This is a genomic window from Oligoflexus sp. (assembly GCF_035638955.1).
Classification (GTDB): Bacteria; Bdellovibrionota_B; Oligoflexia; order Oligoflexales; family Oligoflexaceae; genus Oligoflexus.
In genome coordinates, this window is record NZ_DASQYZ010000451.1 from 79,774 (window position 1) to 97,037 (window position 17,264).

Annotated in this window: 12 protein-coding genes; 2 read left to right on the forward strand and 10 right to left on the reverse strand. The window is 53.1% G+C overall.

Features of this window, described 5'->3' with window-relative positions:
- Window positions 1-16 precede the first annotated feature (16 nt).
- From VE954_RS37135 to VE954_RS37150, 4 genes are all read right to left on the reverse strand, one after another.
- A complete protein-coding gene (locus VE954_RS37135) occupies window positions 17-1,297 on the reverse strand; it encodes a hybrid sensor histidine kinase/response regulator (protein ID WP_324962678.1) in 1,281 nt (426 codons plus the stop codon).
- Window positions 1,298-1,435: 138 nt separating this feature from the next.
- Window positions 1,436-2,218: an RMD1 family protein gene (locus tag VE954_RS37140; RefSeq protein WP_324962680.1), complete on the reverse strand. Its 783-nt coding sequence runs from the start codon at window positions 2,216-2,218 to the stop codon at window positions 1,436-1,438.
- Window positions 2,219-2,289: 71 nt separating this feature from the next.
- Window positions 2,290-5,319: a hypothetical protein gene (locus tag VE954_RS37145; protein ID WP_324962682.1), complete on the reverse strand. Its 3,030-nt coding sequence runs from the start codon at window positions 5,317-5,319 to the stop codon at window positions 2,290-2,292.
- A gap of 96 nt (window positions 5,320-5,415) precedes the next feature.
- Window positions 5,416-6,450 (reverse strand): hypothetical protein, encoded by a 1,035-nt coding sequence (locus VE954_RS37150; RefSeq protein WP_324962684.1) that lies wholly within the window; start codon window positions 6,448-6,450, stop codon window positions 5,416-5,418.
- A gap of 275 nt (window positions 6,451-6,725) precedes the next feature.
- Between VE954_RS37150 and VE954_RS37155 the strand changes: the two genes are divergently transcribed.
- Together VE954_RS37155 and VE954_RS37160 are read left to right on the forward strand one after the other, a co-directional pair.
- Complete coding sequence (locus VE954_RS37155; protein ID WP_324962686.1) at window positions 6,726-6,971, forward strand: hypothetical protein; 246 nt, start codon at window positions 6,726-6,728, stop codon at window positions 6,969-6,971.
- Window positions 6,972-7,154: 183 nt separating this feature from the next.
- On the forward strand, window positions 7,155-8,063 hold the full coding sequence (locus VE954_RS37160; RefSeq protein WP_324962688.1) for a ketopantoate reductase family protein: 909 nt from the start codon (window positions 7,155-7,157) through the stop codon (window positions 8,061-8,063).
- Here the strand turns inward: VE954_RS37160 and VE954_RS37165 are convergent.
- The 6 genes from VE954_RS37165 to VE954_RS37190 form a co-directional block, all read right to left on the reverse strand.
- The gene (locus VE954_RS37165) at window positions 8,057-9,382 is read right to left on the reverse strand and encodes a PQQ-binding-like beta-propeller repeat protein (RefSeq protein WP_324962690.1); all 1,326 of its coding nucleotides are present in this window, start codon (window positions 9,380-9,382) and stop codon (window positions 8,057-8,059) included. The genes VE954_RS37160 and VE954_RS37165 overlap by 7 nt on opposite strands.
- A 150-nt stretch (window positions 9,383-9,532) precedes the next feature.
- Window positions 9,533-11,527, reverse strand: a complete 1,995-nt coding sequence (locus VE954_RS37170) for a chemotaxis protein CheB (protein WP_324962692.1) — start codon at window positions 11,525-11,527, stop codon at window positions 9,533-9,535.
- Window positions 11,527-12,042: a chemotaxis protein CheW gene (locus VE954_RS37175; RefSeq protein WP_324962694.1), complete on the reverse strand. Its 516-nt coding sequence runs from the start codon at window positions 12,040-12,042 to the stop codon at window positions 11,527-11,529. Before VE954_RS37175 ends, VE954_RS37170 begins: the two co-directional genes overlap by 1 nt.
- Window positions 12,039-13,775 (reverse strand): chemotaxis protein CheA, encoded by a 1,737-nt coding sequence (locus VE954_RS37180; protein ID WP_324962697.1) that lies wholly within the window; start codon window positions 13,773-13,775, stop codon window positions 12,039-12,041. The genes VE954_RS37175 and VE954_RS37180 overlap by 4 nt, the downstream gene beginning before the upstream one ends.
- A gap of 110 nt (window positions 13,776-13,885) precedes the next feature.
- A complete protein-coding gene (locus tag VE954_RS37185) occupies window positions 13,886-14,755 on the reverse strand; it encodes an isoaspartyl peptidase/L-asparaginase (RefSeq protein ID WP_324962699.1) in 870 nt (289 codons plus the stop codon).
- A 112-nt stretch (window positions 14,756-14,867) separates the two neighbouring features.
- On the reverse strand, window positions 14,868-16,850 hold the full coding sequence (locus VE954_RS37190; RefSeq protein ID WP_324962701.1) for an ATP-binding protein: 1,983 nt from the start codon (window positions 16,848-16,850) through the stop codon (window positions 14,868-14,870).
- Window positions 16,851-17,264: the final 414 nt, after the last annotated feature.

A 17,264-nucleotide genomic window follows, 5' to 3' on the forward strand; every position in this document is an offset into this window, starting at 1 on the left:
GCCTCTTTTTTTTAGCTTAAGCTGTGACGCGCATTTTTGCGGAACCATCCAGTTTGAGAGGCAGCGTAACGTGCGCGCGGGTGCCCTGGCCTTGTTTGGATTCCATTTGCACTGTGCCACCCAAAGCCTGAACAATCTTGCGGCAGAGACTCAGGCCCAGGCCTGATCCGGTCCGGCTGTGGTGCCGGGGATCATCGCCTTGATAGAACAAATCAAAACAATGGGCCAGCTGCTCGTCGCTCATGCCAATGCCCGTGTCGGTGAAATGAAATCGCAGAGCCAGCACATCCAGGACCGTGTGCTTATGGAAGTTGGCATCAATCTGCACTTCCAGACTGACCTGACCTTTGTCGGTGAATTGAACCGCATTGGACAGGAGCTGGAACATGACGTTATGAATCCGATCAATGTCGCCCACAAAGTTCTGCGGAATATCCTGATCAGCTTTGACGGTAAGGGTCAGTTTCTTGTCATCGCAGAGCGGCTGGAACTGCTTGCGGCAGGAATCCAAAAGAGTCTTGAGGGTAAAAGGCTTCGAAGCAAAACGGAAATCATTCTTGTCCATTTCCGTGTAAATCAGGATGTCCTCGATCAAGCGCGCCAGATGCCGCGTGGAATTATGCGAGTTGCGGATGATCTTCAGCGCTTCCTTATCGTTCTGACCATCCAGAAGGTCTTCAAGCGTCATGAGGATCACATTGAGCGGCGTGCGCAGCTCGTGACCGATGATGCTCAAGAATTCCTGCTTGGCTCGATCCGAAACTTCCGCGGTCTCGCGGGCTTTGCGCAGGTCCTCGACATACATCTTGTTGCGCGTGTTGAGCCACCACTTTTCAGCAAGATTGATCACCATCTGCTTCATTTCGGTGACTTCAAAAGGCTTCGAGAGGAAAAGGTATTTGTCATTCACGCCAAGTTCATGCGCGATGTCATGCCACGAATAATCCGAGTAGGCCGAGCAGATGACGATTTCAATATCCTGATCGACTTCGCGGATTTTGCGGATCGTCTGCAGACCGTCCCAGCCGGGAGGCATGCGCATATCAACGATGGCGACGGAATAGGGTTTGCCCATCGCCACGGATTTTTTGACGAGTTCATAACCTTCCTGGCCCTGAAAGGCGGAATCGAACGTGAGACTCAGATCTTTTTTCAGATTTTGATTGATGCTGGAAGGGCCGAAAAGGTCCTGCTTTAAGGCGTCGAGAAGATCGTTTTTTCGGGATTGGAAAATCGTCCGAATATTATTGTGGATCTCTTCAACATCGTCGATGATTACGACGCGCGTCTCTTCCATTCCTCTGACCCTCAAGCCGGTTAGGTAAACCCCTATCACCCCCATTATAAAGCAGGAAGACAGAGGCGTCCATGCAAGGAAGGGAAACCCGTATTTTAGTAATATCCCTCATAAGCCGGTAAGATCGAGTCTGGACGGTCACTTGACGAAGGTCATGATGATTTCAAAGAGGATCAGAAGGACAATGGTCAATTCCAACCAATAGAGGCGACGATCTCGTATGGCCTCGACCAGAACCTCAAGCGTCTGCTGAATCAGCTGCAGTTTGTACTCCAAAGCCTGAAAGCGCTCCGGCAAATCGAACATGGCACGCAGGTCGCCGTAGATGTCATCCATGATCTTGTCTTCCCAGATCAGATCCGGCTTGTCCAAAAGGTGAAGGACGCGGACCACGGAACTGCGCAGGATCAAGGCTTCTGCAATGCGTTGGTTAACGGGGCCGATGAACCAACGGTTGGTCCCGCGATGCCGCATGGCGACCAGCATTTCGTCAACCTGCTTCCAGGCTTCTTCCACCAGGGATTCGTAGTATTCCATGGACGTGCTTTGCGCCAGCGTTGAAGCAATCACTTCCATGCGGTCGGGATTCAAGCGATCGATGATCAGGCGGTTGAATTCCACCTGCACTGGACCAGGCTGTTCCTGCACAATAAAGGTGTCGCTGATCGGTTTGAGAGTCGGTACAGGATCAAGGCCCAGCAGTTGAGTCAGCTCCTCCTGCTGAATTTCCACTGGCACGTTCCAAAAAACCACCGAGCCGTGATTGAAAATGAAAACGTGACCGTCTTCACCAACCTTCGAGCTCAAGGAGGCTTTCGGGTCAATAGAAGACTGGGAGCTCGTGTATTTGCGCGCGAGCTCCACCATATCGATACTGTGAGAAAAAGCATAGGAACGTAGGGAATGAGTTTTGGTCTGCATCAGAACATCCTTGTCGCCGAGAGAGCCGCCGCCCCTTTATTTTAGTACGGACAGCAGGTCTGCGACAATGATCAGTGCGCTACGTCGGTTTTGTCTTCATATTCCAGGGTCTTGATGATTTCGTCTTTCCAAATCGGGGTCGTGGTCCCGGCCTTGGCCAGCTTCAGTGCCTGGTCGATGAAGTCTTTACGCGCCTGCTGCACCTTGCTGAGGTGCAGCTGCTTGAAGACCTTGAAGCTATTGACCCGATTGGGGCCCAGGGTTTCTGCAATCGCCACCTTGTCCATGGCCTCGGTGCCTTGACGGGCCACTGTTGTGAGGCGGAGCATGGCTGGCGCGCAGTAGGAGGTGATGCCGACCTGGCAAACTTTCAAATAATGCTGCTTTTCGGTTTCGAAGAAATCGAAGTATTTCTTCACAACGCCTTCCGGATCCTTGATCAGGAGGTTGTTCTCGGTATAGACGATGGCCCGGGTCTGCAGTTCAGCGCGACGGAACCGGAGGAAGCCAAGTGCTTCCTGAACTTCCTTGCTGCTTTTACTGAAATTCAAAAGCTTCGGCTCGATCTCGGCCATGCCTTTGAGATCCTTGTTGTTGGCGACATAGCGACCCATGAAAGCCAGAGCATGCAAGGACGGTGGATCCTTGGGGCCTGCCAGCTGGGTGACGCGTGTGGCACCGGCATAGGCATCCTTCGGTTCACCATATTGCTCTTCAATGTCCATATACTTCACGGCGGCAGCCAATTGCTGCTCTTTGGTGACGTTGGGAGCCATGCTTTGCTCTTTATAGAGGCGAGCGGCCCAGCCGTAAAGCTTGCGCTTCAGATAAAGATCGGCCAAAGTATTGCGAATGTCAGGGATATTTCGTTCATTTTTATAATCAGTCAGATACTTGGTGTAGAAGAAGAACGAATACTCCCAGGTGTTTTTGTCCGCTGCACCCCATTCCGCAGCCTGGAGCATGACCTTGGGCCTTAGATTGTATTTCAGGTGTTTTTCCACCACGATTTTGCAGGCATTCAGAGCCGCGACCAATTTTCCGCTGCCTTTATATCCGAAGGCCAGCGAGTAGGTGGCGGCGGGAACGCGAGCATCATTGGCAAAGACCTGGACAAATTCTTCCAGGTGCTTCACGGAGCGAGGGAAATTCTGAGCCTGCAAATCAGCCAGACCACCGTTATAGAGAGCGTCGGCGAGCCACGGTTGATAATGGATGCCTTTACCCTTGCCGGTGGGCTGAGCTTTCTTGGATGCAAACATATGGCTGAGGTCAATGACGTCTTCCCAGCGTTTGGCCGCATAGAATTCGGTCAGCAACAGTCCACCCGCTTCCATGGCAAGCTTGGAAGCCATGTTGGTTTTCAAAGCTTTCAACCAGAGATCCTCGGTCTTTTTATTCTGACCCAGAGCCCGATTGAGTAAACCAATATGGGCCAGCATAAACCAGTCTTCACCATTTTTCAGCTGCGAGATGGTTTCAAAGATGTTCAGCAGTTTGGTACGTTCGTTGGCATCACCGGCCGCGGCCTTATCAAAGCTGGGCTGAGTGGGCCATGCTGCGAGTTTGCTCTGCGCCTCGACCGCCAGAAGATAGTTCTTCATGGGGTTTTCCTTGGCAATATCCAGGTAAAGGTCGACGGCTTCCTTGTACATGTTCAGAGCGCGATAGAGTTGGGCGACCTTGGCCTTCAAAGGATAGGTCACCTGCCGGTCGGCTTCGATTTTTACATAACGCATCGTGGTTTGAACGGCTGTTTGCTTCAAGGCCGGCGGAGCACTTGCGCCCAGGGCGGAGTTCAGCTGCTGATCCAGCACCTTGCGATAGGCATCGGCAATCGATCCATAAGTCGGGGTGTCCGCATCAGCGGGCTTCTTTTTATCCTTGTAGCGATCCCGAAGTGTCATGAACGTGGTTTCAAGATCGGCAATCGCTCCGGTTTTTTGGAAATTGAGGAGTTCGATATCCCAGATCCGGCCGTCCAGCTTGGCTGCCAGTTCCGTGTTCCCAAACGTGTTGGCAATGGTGCGGTAGAGGGCTGAAGCCTGCTTATAATTTTGCGCCTTCAGGAGGGTCAAGGCTTCCTGTTCACGCAGAGCCTCCACGGGAACCACACCCGAAAAACCATCACTCAGGAAAGCCGGAGCCTTTTGCCCTTTGTTGACAGCGCCATGGGTCCAGATATAAATCGCCGTGTTCATCACCAGGTGCTGAATGCCGGCTGGCATGCCGCGGGCGACTTGAATGGTATACGTGATTTTGGGATCGGCGCCTGGTTTGGCCACTCCGATCGGATTGCCTTCGGCATCAAGTCCATAGTCGACGTAGGCTTCGGTCAGCTTCTGGCCGAGCTTGCCATACACTGAGATATCCTTGCCGGCCTGATTCATATAGTTGAATCCCTGCTGCGCCGTCGCGGGCGAGATGGCCAGGGAATAACCGACGAGAAGATCGATATTGGCTACGATTTCCTTTTCCGAGGCCAATTGCTCCCGCAGGGGAATCAGCTCCGAAATGCCGTCGCCACCTTCTGAAAGAATGAATTTAGCCAGAGAGCCCCAGTAGAGAGCTTTCTGTTTGAAAACGGGCTTTTTGCTGGCTTCGCCATAGGCCGCACTGAATTTTTGCAGCCACTGGGCCGCAAGTTTTAATTTGTTCTGATTCTCTTTGATGTGCGAATTGGCCAGGAAAAAACCAACCAACGCGGCAGAATCTTTGGCCAGGTTGGAAGCGATGGCTATGCTTGGCCCTTCATCCTGGCTATCATTCACGGCCTTTTGAGTATTGCGATAAAGACGATCCGCATCGTCCTGGTTGGCAATTTTCTTGCTGTCCGGTTCGAAGGCGGAGAGCAGCATCAACTGTTGAATCTGGGGCTCGAATTCATGCACAATCACAGCTTCAAAAGGCTGGCCGGCATTGGCTGCCTGAGCCTGTCCTGGTGCAGACGCTGCGGCGGGCGTGTCCCTGGGGACTGCCGCTGGCTTTTCTTTGGCAGGGGCCGTCGTCTTCTTTTGCTGAGCAACCGCCACAACAGGCAGAAGGAGGGCAAGGCCCACGCTGAGGGTTCGCACGATACCCCAAGCTTTAAACTCCTTCATGTGATCTCCTCAAAGACTCTGAACATTCTCACGATCCGCAGGGTGTATCGGTCTACACCCAGAAAACCTGAGAATGCTTGTCGTAACCACGGATCTTTATTCCAGGTTGAGTTTCAACTGAACCAGGTAGGTTCCACCGGAGGCGCCCGGTATCCAGGCAGTATTGATGGATCTTTGGCGAAGCTTCTTCGAGGTTTCTGGACCATCACCGTCGTCACCACCGGCGTGGCGAGGCGCAGCAATCAAGGCCTGGATAACACTACCCACGTAAAGGGCCACAAAAGCTGTGCCGGCGTTGCTGCGATCTTTGGTTAGACCCGCGATGTAGTCCGAATTATCGAGCAGGAACTGATCTTTTTCGGCCTGCAGAATATTGGGATTGTCGGCAACCGCCTTACTTTCGCTGCGTTCGCTGGTGATCTGTTGATCCAGGAAACTGTACTGATAAAGAGTAAAGACCTGCCCGACCGCAAAAGCTGAACCCAGCAGATAGGAATCATTATGAAACTGACCCAGGCCAAAGGGCATAAAATGCATCCAGGAAATCATCCGGCCCCCGTCTTCGGATTTGGCGGCCTCCTTGGATTTTTTCTTTTTGGTTTTTTCCACCGCAGCCGCAGGCATAGGCTTGGCTTCTGGAGCGGCAGGACGCGCCGCCGGAGCTGGTTCCTGCACCACCGCTTTAGGCGCCTGAGCCAAGGCCACAGGAGGATTCGCTTTCGGTACGGGAGCTGTGGCTTTGGGCGCCATGGCTGCCATGCCTTCCGGTGAGTTCTGCCAGCGGGTTTTGATGACATTGAAGAAGGAGACGACGCCAGGATCCAGCACTTCCTCTTCATCAATGGTGACGTTGCGATCGGAATTCAAGGAGTCATAAAAGGAAGTGGCCGCGGATTTTTTATCCCCGCGCATGAACTGGCAAATACCGATGAATTTCAGGATGAAAGCCCGATCTTCCTTGGTCTTGGCCTTTTTCACGGCGGATCTGAATTGCAATTCAGCAACCGGGAATTGGTTCCGCATGTAGGACTGATAGCCCTCTTCAAACGTTTGCGCCTGAGCCTGAACCGCGGACATTAATCCGAGGCAGAGACCAGCAGCGAAAAGCCAATGTGCTTCACAACGTTTCAAACCATTCTCCATAGTCAAAGACTCTGCCACCTCATTCGGCGCTTTGGGGCGTAACCTTAGGGATGGCTTCAGAAATGTTTCGTGAAGGGGTCCCCAACTCCCTTAAATAAAGCCACTAAATCTTAAAATTTACCGAAAATATTTCCTGAACGTAAGGTTCAGATGCGGGCCCGAGGCGTAACCTGGCCCGGCCCCAAGTCCCATTTTTGGGTGAAAGAAAAAATCTCGAGTCGGCTGGGGATTTGGCCGATCCTGATGGGAGAAAGGGGACGGGAATGAGTACCAGCTATTCTGGCGAAAAGATTATCCAGAGGCAGCGGGTTTGTGCCAAATGCAAAAGTTTTGTGACTCATGAAAAAGTCAGTGATAAGCAGTTCGCCTGCCACCTCTGTGGCAACAGGGTTGATGGGCCACCGGTGCGGGTTCATCGCATCGATGCCGCTGAGCTGGCTCAAATCATCGCGGTCCAGGTCGGCAATCAAATGGCTCAGACCAGGAATGAATCCAAGGAAACGGAATAATTTGACGCGCAAGCCCCTCTTGGCTTTGACCTTGATCACCATGCCATCAGCTCCAGATCAACCCAGCACCAGGATTTCCCAGTCCGTCTCATGATCTTAAGGACGAATTCCACTCTATCGTGGCGGTGACCGCTATTTTCTCGATGGTCGCGACGCGCGAGGTCGGCTATTTTTTGAAGGGTCATGAAATCGGTTATCCAGGAAGGGCCGCTGATGAACGATCATTCCCTAGGCATATTAGGATCAGGCGCCGTCGGGCACATGCTGGCCTTTTGCTTCAATCAAATGAACGGCATTGACGTGCACATGCGAGGCCGTCATGGACTGGTGCCGGTCGCGCAGCCCGTGGTCTTGAATCAGGTTCAGCATACCCCGACGTTAACTACCCAAGGTCCGGCACCAAGGATCTGGTTCGCCTGTCTTAAGGCGCATGCTTTGTCCGAAGGCCTGCGTGGGTTGATGCAGGATGTTACGGCGGGCACGCAGATTATCGTTCTGAGCAACGGATACATCGAACCCATCCTTATGCCTTTGCGTCGGGACTTTCCCAATGTCATCCTGCGTAAAGGGCTGGTCACGCGTGGTGTCAAAGCCCTGCCCGAGGGCGGGTATGTGATAGGCCCCAAAGGCCAGGTGATCTGGGGGGATGAGCGGACGCCGTCACCGCTGGAAGAAAAAATCATCCAGCAGCTTTCGGTCCATGGTTTTCAATGGAACAACCAGTGCTGCCGCTTGCGGCGTGAGAAGTGGTATTACAATACCTGTCTGAACACCTTATGCGGAGTCAGACGCTATGCCCGCAATGGGCTTGCTGCCGAAGAAGGTCGTGAGGAGCTGGAAGCCTTGTCCTATGAAACGCTGGCCCTTGCCCGTGAACTTTGGCCTGACTGGCAGCCGTCGCCGCGTGACCTCTGGCAAAATCTTCTGCGCTTGATAGCCAGCACCGCTGACAATGAAAATTCCATGGCTGCCGATGTGCGCCTGGGGCGGCCGACGGAGGCTAGCGTTCTCTCGAGCCTTGTGCATCAGGCCCATCAGCCCGATGCTTATCCCTTGCTTTTGGCCTTTGATCAAAAACTCAGAGTTCATTGATAGAGCGCCAACGATCGGCCGCTCAGCATCGTTCCCAAAATAATGAGAGCCGGCTGATCCAGGGAAATTAACGACAAGGGCTCGTCAGTTTCATGGACCCACTGGACGGCACCCGTTTTCCAATCGACCGCCGCCAGCGATGTGGGTGGATATTTGCCAGTGGATTCAAACAGGGTGATAAAAAGTTGTTTCTCACCACTCAGCACACTGCCGATTTTAGGAACAGAGCCGCCTGTTAATGCTGGAGCCTGAAAGTTCCATACGATTTGGCCCTCCTGATCGAGCAGGCTCAAGGCGGACGAGTTTTGTTCAAAGAGATGTCCATCCTTGGCTTCCGTGACAAATGTCTCGAGACCGTTGACCGTCCGCTCCCAGCGAACCTGCCCGGTGTTGCCTTGCAGAACTTTAAACCGGGTTTGATTGGTCTCATCAAGACTCTCACGCAAGAGAACATCACCGCTCGTCAGAATTTGAGTGGACAGATAGGTGGGTTGACCAGGAGTAAAATTAAGATTCCATTGTGGCGAACCTGTGTCAGGATCCAAGCGCGTGACCATCGCATCGGATTGCGCGTAGATCGCATCACTTAAACCTTGGCTATAAACGTAGGAGCCGCTGATGGGCACCCACCACAGGTCCTCGCCTGTGCGGACATCGACGCGACTGATATCGTTTGGACCCTGCCTCAGAAGACGCTGCCAGGCATCAAAATGGAAGTAAACGCCCTGATCCTGACGGAGCCAAACCTCGCGTCCCGAGTTTTGGTCAAGCGCCTGGAGCATGCTGCCGGCATTTTGCATGCCGCTCAAATAAACGTGCTCGTGATCAGCGCCGATGGGATTGATACTCTCTGAGCTCACGTAGGTCCAAAGATTTGAGCCATCGCTCTTACGCAATGCGGCCAGTTTATTATGCGCTCTTTGATCCAGGGTATAGGACAGGAAAATCTGATCACTGTGGAGGAAGCAGGAGAGATAGCCAGCGTTTTGTACGAACTCCTGATTCACGTGCTCGGACCAGAGCACCGTTCCTTTTTCGGCATCCACAGCCTGCACGCGATCATCAACTAAAACATAAATACGACTCTCATCGACACAGTCCGCATTCCATCCCACATACGGTTGTCCATGAATTTCCCACAGGGTGGCCCCCGTTTTGCCATCGATGCGAGCCAGCTGAGAACCCAGTTGGCTGCTGCGGATCTGATAAAGGCGATGATATGCATCCTGGGAAAGCTGTCCTTGAATTTGCCACGCGATATCACCGGATCCCGAGGATACCAGTCCAGCCAGCAAAACCAGGCTGTTCATAAGTTGCATGTTATTCTCCATGGAAGGGGGTGCGAGGGACGATCTCTGCTCTAGCAAAGGCCGGCCTATTCCACAATCACAAATCCAATCGCAGAGGACGGGCAAATCCTGGGAGGAGTATGAGTTTGAAGCGACTAGCACAGAGTGGTGGGATAGGGTTTAAGGCTTGTCTTTCAAGGTCACGGCTTTGATCAGCTCGCTTGCAATCTGATGCAGAGGCAGCACCTTGCCCACGGCTCCGATTTGATGGGCAACCTTGGGCATTCCGTAAACGACCGATGTGTTTGCATCCTGGCCGACGGTTAAAGCTCCATTTTTTCGCATGAGAAGCAGTCCTTCAGCGCCATCGGAACCCATGCCGGTGAGAATCACGCCCACGGCCGGACCTTTGATGCATTCGGCTACCGAACGAAATAAGACGTCGACCGACGGCCGATGACCGTTGACCTTTTCACCGGTCGTGATGTGAACCTTATAGTGGCCTGGCCGCCCGGTGATCGTCATGTGCTGATCCCCTGGCGCGACGAGGACGCGACCCGGTTCGAGCCCATCCCCATCCACTGCTTCCTTGACGCGAAGATGCGAAATCTGATCCAGCCGATCGGCGAAGGCGCGGCTGAATCCTTGGGGAATATGCTGCACGATGACAATCGGTGGCATATTGGAAGGAAGATCGGCGATGATCTTGCTCAAAGCTTCGGTGCCACCCGTGGAGGCACCGAAAGCCACCACAAAGTTGCTGTCGAGGCTTGGCAGATGGGTGGACGTGGTGGCCGACTGATGATGATGATCCAAACTGCTGAGCTGTTCCAAAGCCCTGGTCAGGGCTTCCTTTTGGCCTTGTTTTTCAGTCTTGAGATCGTGGTCCAAATATCTTACATGCGGCCAGTGCGGAAACTCGTTCATTCGCAGCGGACTGTCGGGTGACGGAACGACCAGGGTTGGGATATTCCGCTTGCTAAAAATATGGGAAAGGAAGGGAGCCATGCCCGCTTCGACGACCAAAATGTCGGCATTTTTTTGCTGAATTTTATGGAACGCTTCCTCGGCCGTAGCAATCACTTCAAAACCGGATGACTTAAATCCGGGCAGGTTATTGATCAGCTGGCGCACGTGAAAGCCAATTTGCAATGTCCGCTGCAGAGTCACGACCCGAAGATCCAGGCGACTGGGATGCACATGAGCCTTGGGCTCTTCATGACGATCAGGCAAAGGCGCGACGTGCTCGCGGGTGCGCAGCCAGCTTTGAATCTGTCTTTCCTTGTTGAGCTGAGAGGCCGGCTCCACGCGCGTGACGGGAGCCCCGGTTTTTTGCTGATGCTGATAGATGGATTTGCCGATGTGATCGACCGGAATATTCATGCCCATCAGGGATTCCGACACGCCTATGAAAAGCAGGGCATGGGGTTCCATGTGCTTCAGAACATTATTGGTGATGCGTTCAATTTCCGGACTGGTAAAGTAAATGAACACATTGCGAACAAAGATCACATCGTACAGCTCGCGGGTAGGCAGGCGATCCAGCTCCAAAAGGTTGATGACCTTGAACTCACAATTTTGACTGATCCGGGCTTTGATCTTGGAGAAATCGGCGACTTTTCCGGTGCCTCGGGTCCAATGGTTCGAGCGATAGGTCAAGGGCACTCGATTGAGTTCATCGTTGCGGTAGACGCCATTGCTGGCAATACGGACCGACTCCTGATCGACATCACTGAAGGTGATTTTATAATCCAGGCCCGATCCGAGCTGCTTCAGGTGATAATCGAGGAACATCGCGATCGTGTAACCTTCCTGGCCATGGCTGCAGGCCGCGCACCAGACACGCAAGGTATTTCGACCCTGCTCCTTGATCTGTTTGATCAGCCGCGGCAGTTCCTTTTCCAGGTACTCAAAGTGAATCTGTTCACGAAAGAAGAAGGTGTGATGGGTCGTCAGGAGCGAAATGAGAACCGGGATTTCCTCGGTTTCATGAGTGGACAGATATTCCCAGTATTGGCTGGCACTGATGCCGCCCAGATTGCGGAGGTGTTTGCTTAATCGGGAAAATACCAAAGACGCTTGCTTCTCACCAAGCTGCACGCCGGTGATGCTGGAGATTTTGCGAGCAATGGCCTCGAAAACCTCTTTGTCATCCTTGAGCTCGATGGCTGCCATTAACCGACCTGAGATGGGTCAGTGGTCTGCACGATCAACTCTTTTTCTTCACGATCCAGGATTTTGTTCACATCCAGGAACAGGATCAGGTTTTTATCGCTCTTGTAGCAACCTGTTACAAAATCAGTTTTGGAATTCTTTTCAATCTCCGGCGGCGGCGCAAAATCATGACCTTCGACGGCCAGCACGCGATTGATGGAATCCACAACGACACCCAGATGAGTGAATCCGAGGTCAGTGATGATCACCGCGGTTTCGGTGGAGCCGTCCAATGGGGTGATCCCCATGCGGCGACGCAGATCGATCACGGATAGCACCTGGCCGCGCAGGTTCATCACGCCCAGGAAATAATCGGGTGTGAAGGGCACCTTGGTGGTTTCCGGCACAGCGATCACTTCTTTGACTGTCAAAAGAGGAATGGCAAAGCGTTCGTCGCCAAGATTGAATTCCAGATAACGATGGACGTCGGGCACGCGTTTCGCAGATTTGTCTTCAGAATTACGCAGAAAACTCATGCTGACATCCTTTCTTTCATCGCAGCGAACTGCTTTTTCTTATAAGCTGAGCGGCGAATCAGACTACTCAGTTCGACGATCAGAGCCGGTTTCCCATCGCCGAGGATGGTGGAGCCGCTGAATTCCTTGTACTCCTGCATTTCCGAGCCAAGATTTTTGATAACAATCGGTTGCCGACCCAGAATCTCATCCACAATGATGGCAAACGTATCATCCCGGGTTCGGGCAATCATGGCGATCTGCTCCTGAGCGGTGCTATCGCGATGGTTGCCGAACAGTTCGTCGAGGCGGAACGCTGGCAGTTTTTCCCCGCGCAGGGTGAAGACCTGACCCAGGGGTGATGACTGGATCAACGATCCTTCGCTGACGCGCACGGATTCGAGTATATCAGCCAGAGGGATGACATAGCGTTGACTGGCCGCCTGGACCACAGTTCCATCAATGATGGAAAAGGTCTGGGGAACGGTAATCTTGAACATGGATCCGCGTCCAAGTTCGGTTTTGATATCAATCTCACCCGACATTTTCTGAATGTTATTCTTCACGACATCCATGCCGACGCCACGACCCGAGATATCCGTCACCTGATCCTTGGTGGAAAAACCGGGATGGAAAATGAGATTGATGGCTTCGTCATGGGACAGTTCTTTTTTGGCATCGATCAAGCCCAGTTTGATCGCTTTTTTGCGCACGCTATCCGTATCAATGCCCTGACCATCATCCATAATATAGAAGACCAATCGGCCATTTTCATGGCAGGCTTCGAGGGTGATATGGCCCACGGGGTCTTTGCCCGCTTTGCGGCGCTGCTCCGGGGTTTCTATGCCATGATCCGCAGCATTGCGGACGATGTGAACCAGTGGATCGCTCACCATGTCGAGAATCGACTTGTCGATTTCAAAATCCTCGCCGACCAGATGCAGTTCGACTCTTTTGTTCAACTTGGTGGACACATCGCGAACAATCCGCTTGAGCTTTTGGAACACAGGTTTGACTGGCAGCATGCGCAGGGATATCGAAACATCCTGCACGTCTTTGCTGATCTTGTAGAGTTGCTTGACGGTACTTTGGAGTTTGGTTCCTGCCACTTGGTAAATCTGCTCTTCCAGAACCGTGAGCAGGATCGCCATCTCGCCGATGTTGTTGACGAGCTTGTCAATTTTTTCCTGGGAAACTTTGATCTGTTCCTGACTGCGGGTCGCAGGGCCGGCGATTTTTTGCGCGTGCGGATCGGCAGCAGGATCCTTCGTCAGGGCTTCGTTCTCGCCGTCTTCATCTGCAGCATCATCATCAAAAAAACCAAAGGCAGCCGGTGCCGCAGGAGCTTTGGTTTTTTGGGTTTTGAAATGACTGATTTCCTGAATGAGTCCGGTCGAATCAAAGGTGGCGGTCGAGTCTTTCTTCAGGCCTTCGATCATGATCTTGACATGATCATTGCACTTCAGCAGGGTTCCAATGACTGCAGGGCTGATCGTCAGGCGGTGTTCCTTGACTTCCAGGAGCAAGGCTTCGAGTTCATGGGTGAAGGATCCCACCTGGGTCAAGCCAACCGCCATCGAGCTGCCCTTCAGACTATGGGCGGCACGGAACACTTGATCGATGAGGGTTTTGTCATCCGAGGTTTCCTCCAATGCCAGCAGGCCGGCTTCCATCTCTTCGATGAATTCATCGGCTTCAGCGAGAAATGTCAGAATCAATTGCTGCATTTCTGAATTGTCGAACAGCTGACTCAAAGGGAACCTCCGCTTGGGATCGATTTACCAGGTCAAGGCAGGTATCGGCGGAGGCCCCAGGGTCTTGATCGAAAGATAGATCGTGCTTTTTACTTTCGGGTAAGAATGTTTCAGGAGGAGGTCAGGACTTCACCGTCCAGGGTGATGGCAAGGTAGGTCATGGCATCACTTGCATACGCAATGGAAATATTGCCTTGCCTATCACAGGCGATCCAACCGTAGGAACGTTTGCTGGCCACAGCTTCGTCGTAACATTTGCGAGCCGCAGCCTCGAGGCCCATTCCATCGCGCACACGCGTTTCAAGGCGCGCGGCCAGGGCATCATCGACGATTTCTTCGCCGACACCGGTGGCCGAAATCGCTGCAAAGCGACTGGCATAAGTGCCGGCCACCGTTGCCGAGTCACTGACCCGGCCCGGATCCTCGAAGCCCCGTCCGCCTGTGCTGGTTCCTGCATAAAGACGTCCATTGTCACAGACCAACGACCCCACCGTGTCACTGCTGAAAAATTCATCGTGCAGTTTTTTCTGCCAGGCTGAAAAGCGTTTTTCCGTGATGAGGTTTTCCACGGGCTGATTCAAACGCCTCGCCAGGAGCTCATGACCGGGCCCGGTCATGACCCTTGTGGAATGATCCTGCAGGGCCCAGGCCAGGCGGGACGGATGACGAACGTCGCTAATGGAAATGACACCCGAAAAACTTTGCTTTTTACCGTCCATGACGGCTGCCGTGAGCCGCGGCTTGCCATCCGCTTGGAGGGCCGCACCATAACCAGCGTTGAATTGAGGGTCATCTTCGAGATGTTCGAGGCTGCGGACCACCAGCGCCATATCCCGAGCGCCGGATTTTAAACTGTCCTGGGCGGCCTTGCGCAGAGCTTCCGTGGCATTCTTGATGCCTTCAGACGAAGGATCCATCGGTCCGGCACCACCGTGCAAGAGCAGGCAGGGTTTTTGATTGGCTATATATATGAAATCCATGGGGGCTCCTTAGACGAAACAGCCCGCATCTTACGTGGCCAGCTTGCTGCCTCGCAAACAGGAAAATCAAGATCGCGCCCATTCCGCAAATTTTCCTGGGAGTCAGACGGGTTCAGATTTTACCGTCAGTTTGCACCAGGCCCAAGGGCCGCCTTGTCCGTGGCAATTCCACAACGAAGCGCGTTTCCGGGGTGGTTTCATCCAGCCCCAGGCGGCCGCGATGATTGCTGACAATGCCACTGGCAATACTCAGGCCGAGGCCTTTATGGCGGAAAGGATCCTTGGTGGTGAAGAAAGGGTCCCAGATTTTATTGCGCAGACCCAGCGGGACGCCAGGACCACTGTCCATCACGGCTATACGTACCGAGTCCGGCAGCGGCTGCAGTTCGATGCGAATGGTTTTATCCGGGACCTGCTCCAGAGCATCGATGGCATTATCCAACAGAATGAGCAGCACCTGAATCATCTGACCTTGATGGCCTTCCATCGTGGCATCACCCAATTCCGGTGTGGCGAGTTTAATGCCGCGGCTCACCACCTTGTCCCGGCAGAGATCAATCGTGTATTTGATGGTTTCGCGCAGACTGAAGGTCTTGAAGATTTCCTGGCCCTGCGGTTCCTGCGAATAAACCTTAAGTGCATCGATGACAGCGATCATGCGATTGACGGCCTGATCGACTTTCCCGAGGGATTTCTCGAATTCATGAATGTTGAACGATCGACTATCGATCATCGAGGAAAGTCTGAAGCGGTGGCCTGCGATGATGGCCAGAGGATTGTTCAACTCATTGGCAAGCCCATTGGTGAATGTCCCCAGAGCGGCCATTTTTTCAGCATGAAGCCATTGTTCATGCAGAAGATTCGTGCCGGGCTCTGGTTTCAACCCCACACTGGCCTCGGGCGTGGGGGCGGATGCTGGCGTCGGTTGGGACTGTGTCCGTGAGGAGGTCAGGCCCATAAAAAGCAGGGCGCAGCTGCTCAGCACGTGAATCCAAAGCGTGGCTTCCGGCAGACGCCACAGAGGAAATGCATCCCCCAGGATAAGAATATGAATCACAAAAAGCAGACACTGCTGGCCGAGGAGCAGGCGGATCATGGCGGCACGCGGATGCTTCTGGCGCGAGGCCAGGCGATCCCATCCGAACAGCAATCCGACCATAAGGACTTCCGACGGTAACATGAACAGCAGAGATTGATGCTGATGCAGCACTGCGATCAGGCTTAAATCTAGCACCAGAAAACCAAGCCCGAACCCGTATAATTTTTGCACCGTTCGCTTGGGTTCGATTCCGTAGCTCAGACGTTTCAGCAAAATAAGAAGGCTTGCCTGGCAGAGGCACAGGATATGATTCAAAGGCGGCAGGGCTTCGCCCAAAGGCTCCCAGAACATGGCCAGGAGCGGCCAGTGACTCATGCGGACCAAAAAAAGCAGAGACAGAAACACAAAAAGCGCCAGGGACAAGGGAATGCTTCGTCTTTGCGTCAGGCCTTGCGCCGCCGCGAACAAGGCCACGAGCAGGAGCGCCGCTAACAGAAATATCCAGCGGAGTGCATACTGAAACGATTCGCGTCGATGGCTTTCTGTATCCCGTAACTCCCAATGACAATCATGCGGCGCCTCACTTTCGATGCTGACCAGAACGACCCGGGAAGTCCCAGGATCCAGAGTCAGAGTATGAGAAGGACGCAAGTCGGCGAGTGAAAGCAACCTTTCGGTTTGACTGGACGCATGGGTTTGCTCAGTCAGGATATTGTTATCCAGGACAAAGAAACGGGCATTGGAAAAGAAACTCGTCTGCAGGCGGACCGTCACCTGCACCGGGACCTGCAAACGATTCTGTACGGTGGTTTTCATCCAGATCAGGGAAGGATTGTTGGCAAATCGATAGGCGTCCGATACAGGCTGCCACTGGTCTGCAGGCAAGGTGAGCACGTCGGCTGCTTCTGCACTGGCGCTGATCAGCATTTCACTGTGCGCATCCAGGGATTCCTGCAAACGAAAACGGTCGACGGTAAATAGGGCAGCCGCTTCTGTCGTCTGTGATAAACAACAAAGCCATAGAATTTGAATCCAACCTCGCCATCGACTCGCCATGCATTCGGCTCCACCGCGTGTCACCCTTTTATGGGTTATGGCTCTATCGGTTGATGGACAAGGAATTAAGCGGGCAGAATATGCCGGGCGCGGGCAAAAAAATAAGGCTGATAAGCTTGCTTACCAGCCCCCGAAAGATGGGATTGTCAAAACAGACACTCAAAAATTCCGCCGGATTCGGTACCCTTTGCATCAAATCGAAGCAAAGACGAGCCACGTTCGGAATGGACGTAAAATAAGTGGGTGGGGCAGGTGGCGCAAGCCTTATGACGAGGACTTGAAAAAGTTTTTATTCAAAGTGAAACATTGCAGAAAGCATGATTTTCGGTTTCCACCGTGGAAAAACCTGGAAATTCCAAGGATCATGCTCGCTTATGCAGATGTTTGTGTTGACCACTGCCGGATTCGCCTCAC

Coding starts and splice junctions, on each gene's coding strand:
- VE954_RS37185 (WP_324962699.1), bottom strand. CDS start 14,755: ATGGATTTCATATATATAGCCAATCAAAAACCCTGCCTGCTCTTGCAC.
- VE954_RS37160 (WP_324962688.1), top strand. CDS start 7,155: ATGAAATCGGTTATCCAGGAAGGGCCGCTGATGAACGATCATTCCCTA.
- VE954_RS37140 (WP_324962680.1), bottom strand. CDS start 2,218: ATGCAGACCAAAACTCATTCCCTACGTTCCTATGCTTTTTCTCACAGT.
- VE954_RS37190 (WP_324962701.1), bottom strand. CDS start 16,850: ATGGCGAGTCGATGGCGAGGTTGGATTCAAATTCTATGGCTTTGTTGT.
- VE954_RS37165 (WP_324962690.1), bottom strand. CDS start 9,382: ATGCAACTTATGAACAGCCTGGTTTTGCTGGCTGGACTGGTATCCTCG.
- VE954_RS37170 (WP_324962692.1), bottom strand. CDS start 11,527: ATGGCAGCCATCGAGCTCAAGGATGACAAAGAGGTTTTCGAGGCCATT.
- VE954_RS37135 (WP_324962678.1), bottom strand. CDS start 1,297: ATGGAAGAGACGCGCGTCGTAATCATCGACGATGTTGAAGAGATCCAC.
- VE954_RS37155 (WP_324962686.1), top strand. CDS start 6,726: ATGAGTACCAGCTATTCTGGCGAAAAGATTATCCAGAGGCAGCGGGTT.
- VE954_RS37175 (WP_324962694.1), bottom strand. CDS start 12,042: ATGAGTTTTCTGCGTAATTCTGAAGACAAATCTGCGAAACGCGTGCCC.
- VE954_RS37145 (WP_324962682.1), bottom strand. CDS start 5,319: ATGAAGGAGTTTAAAGCTTGGGGTATCGTGCGAACCCTCAGCGTGGGC.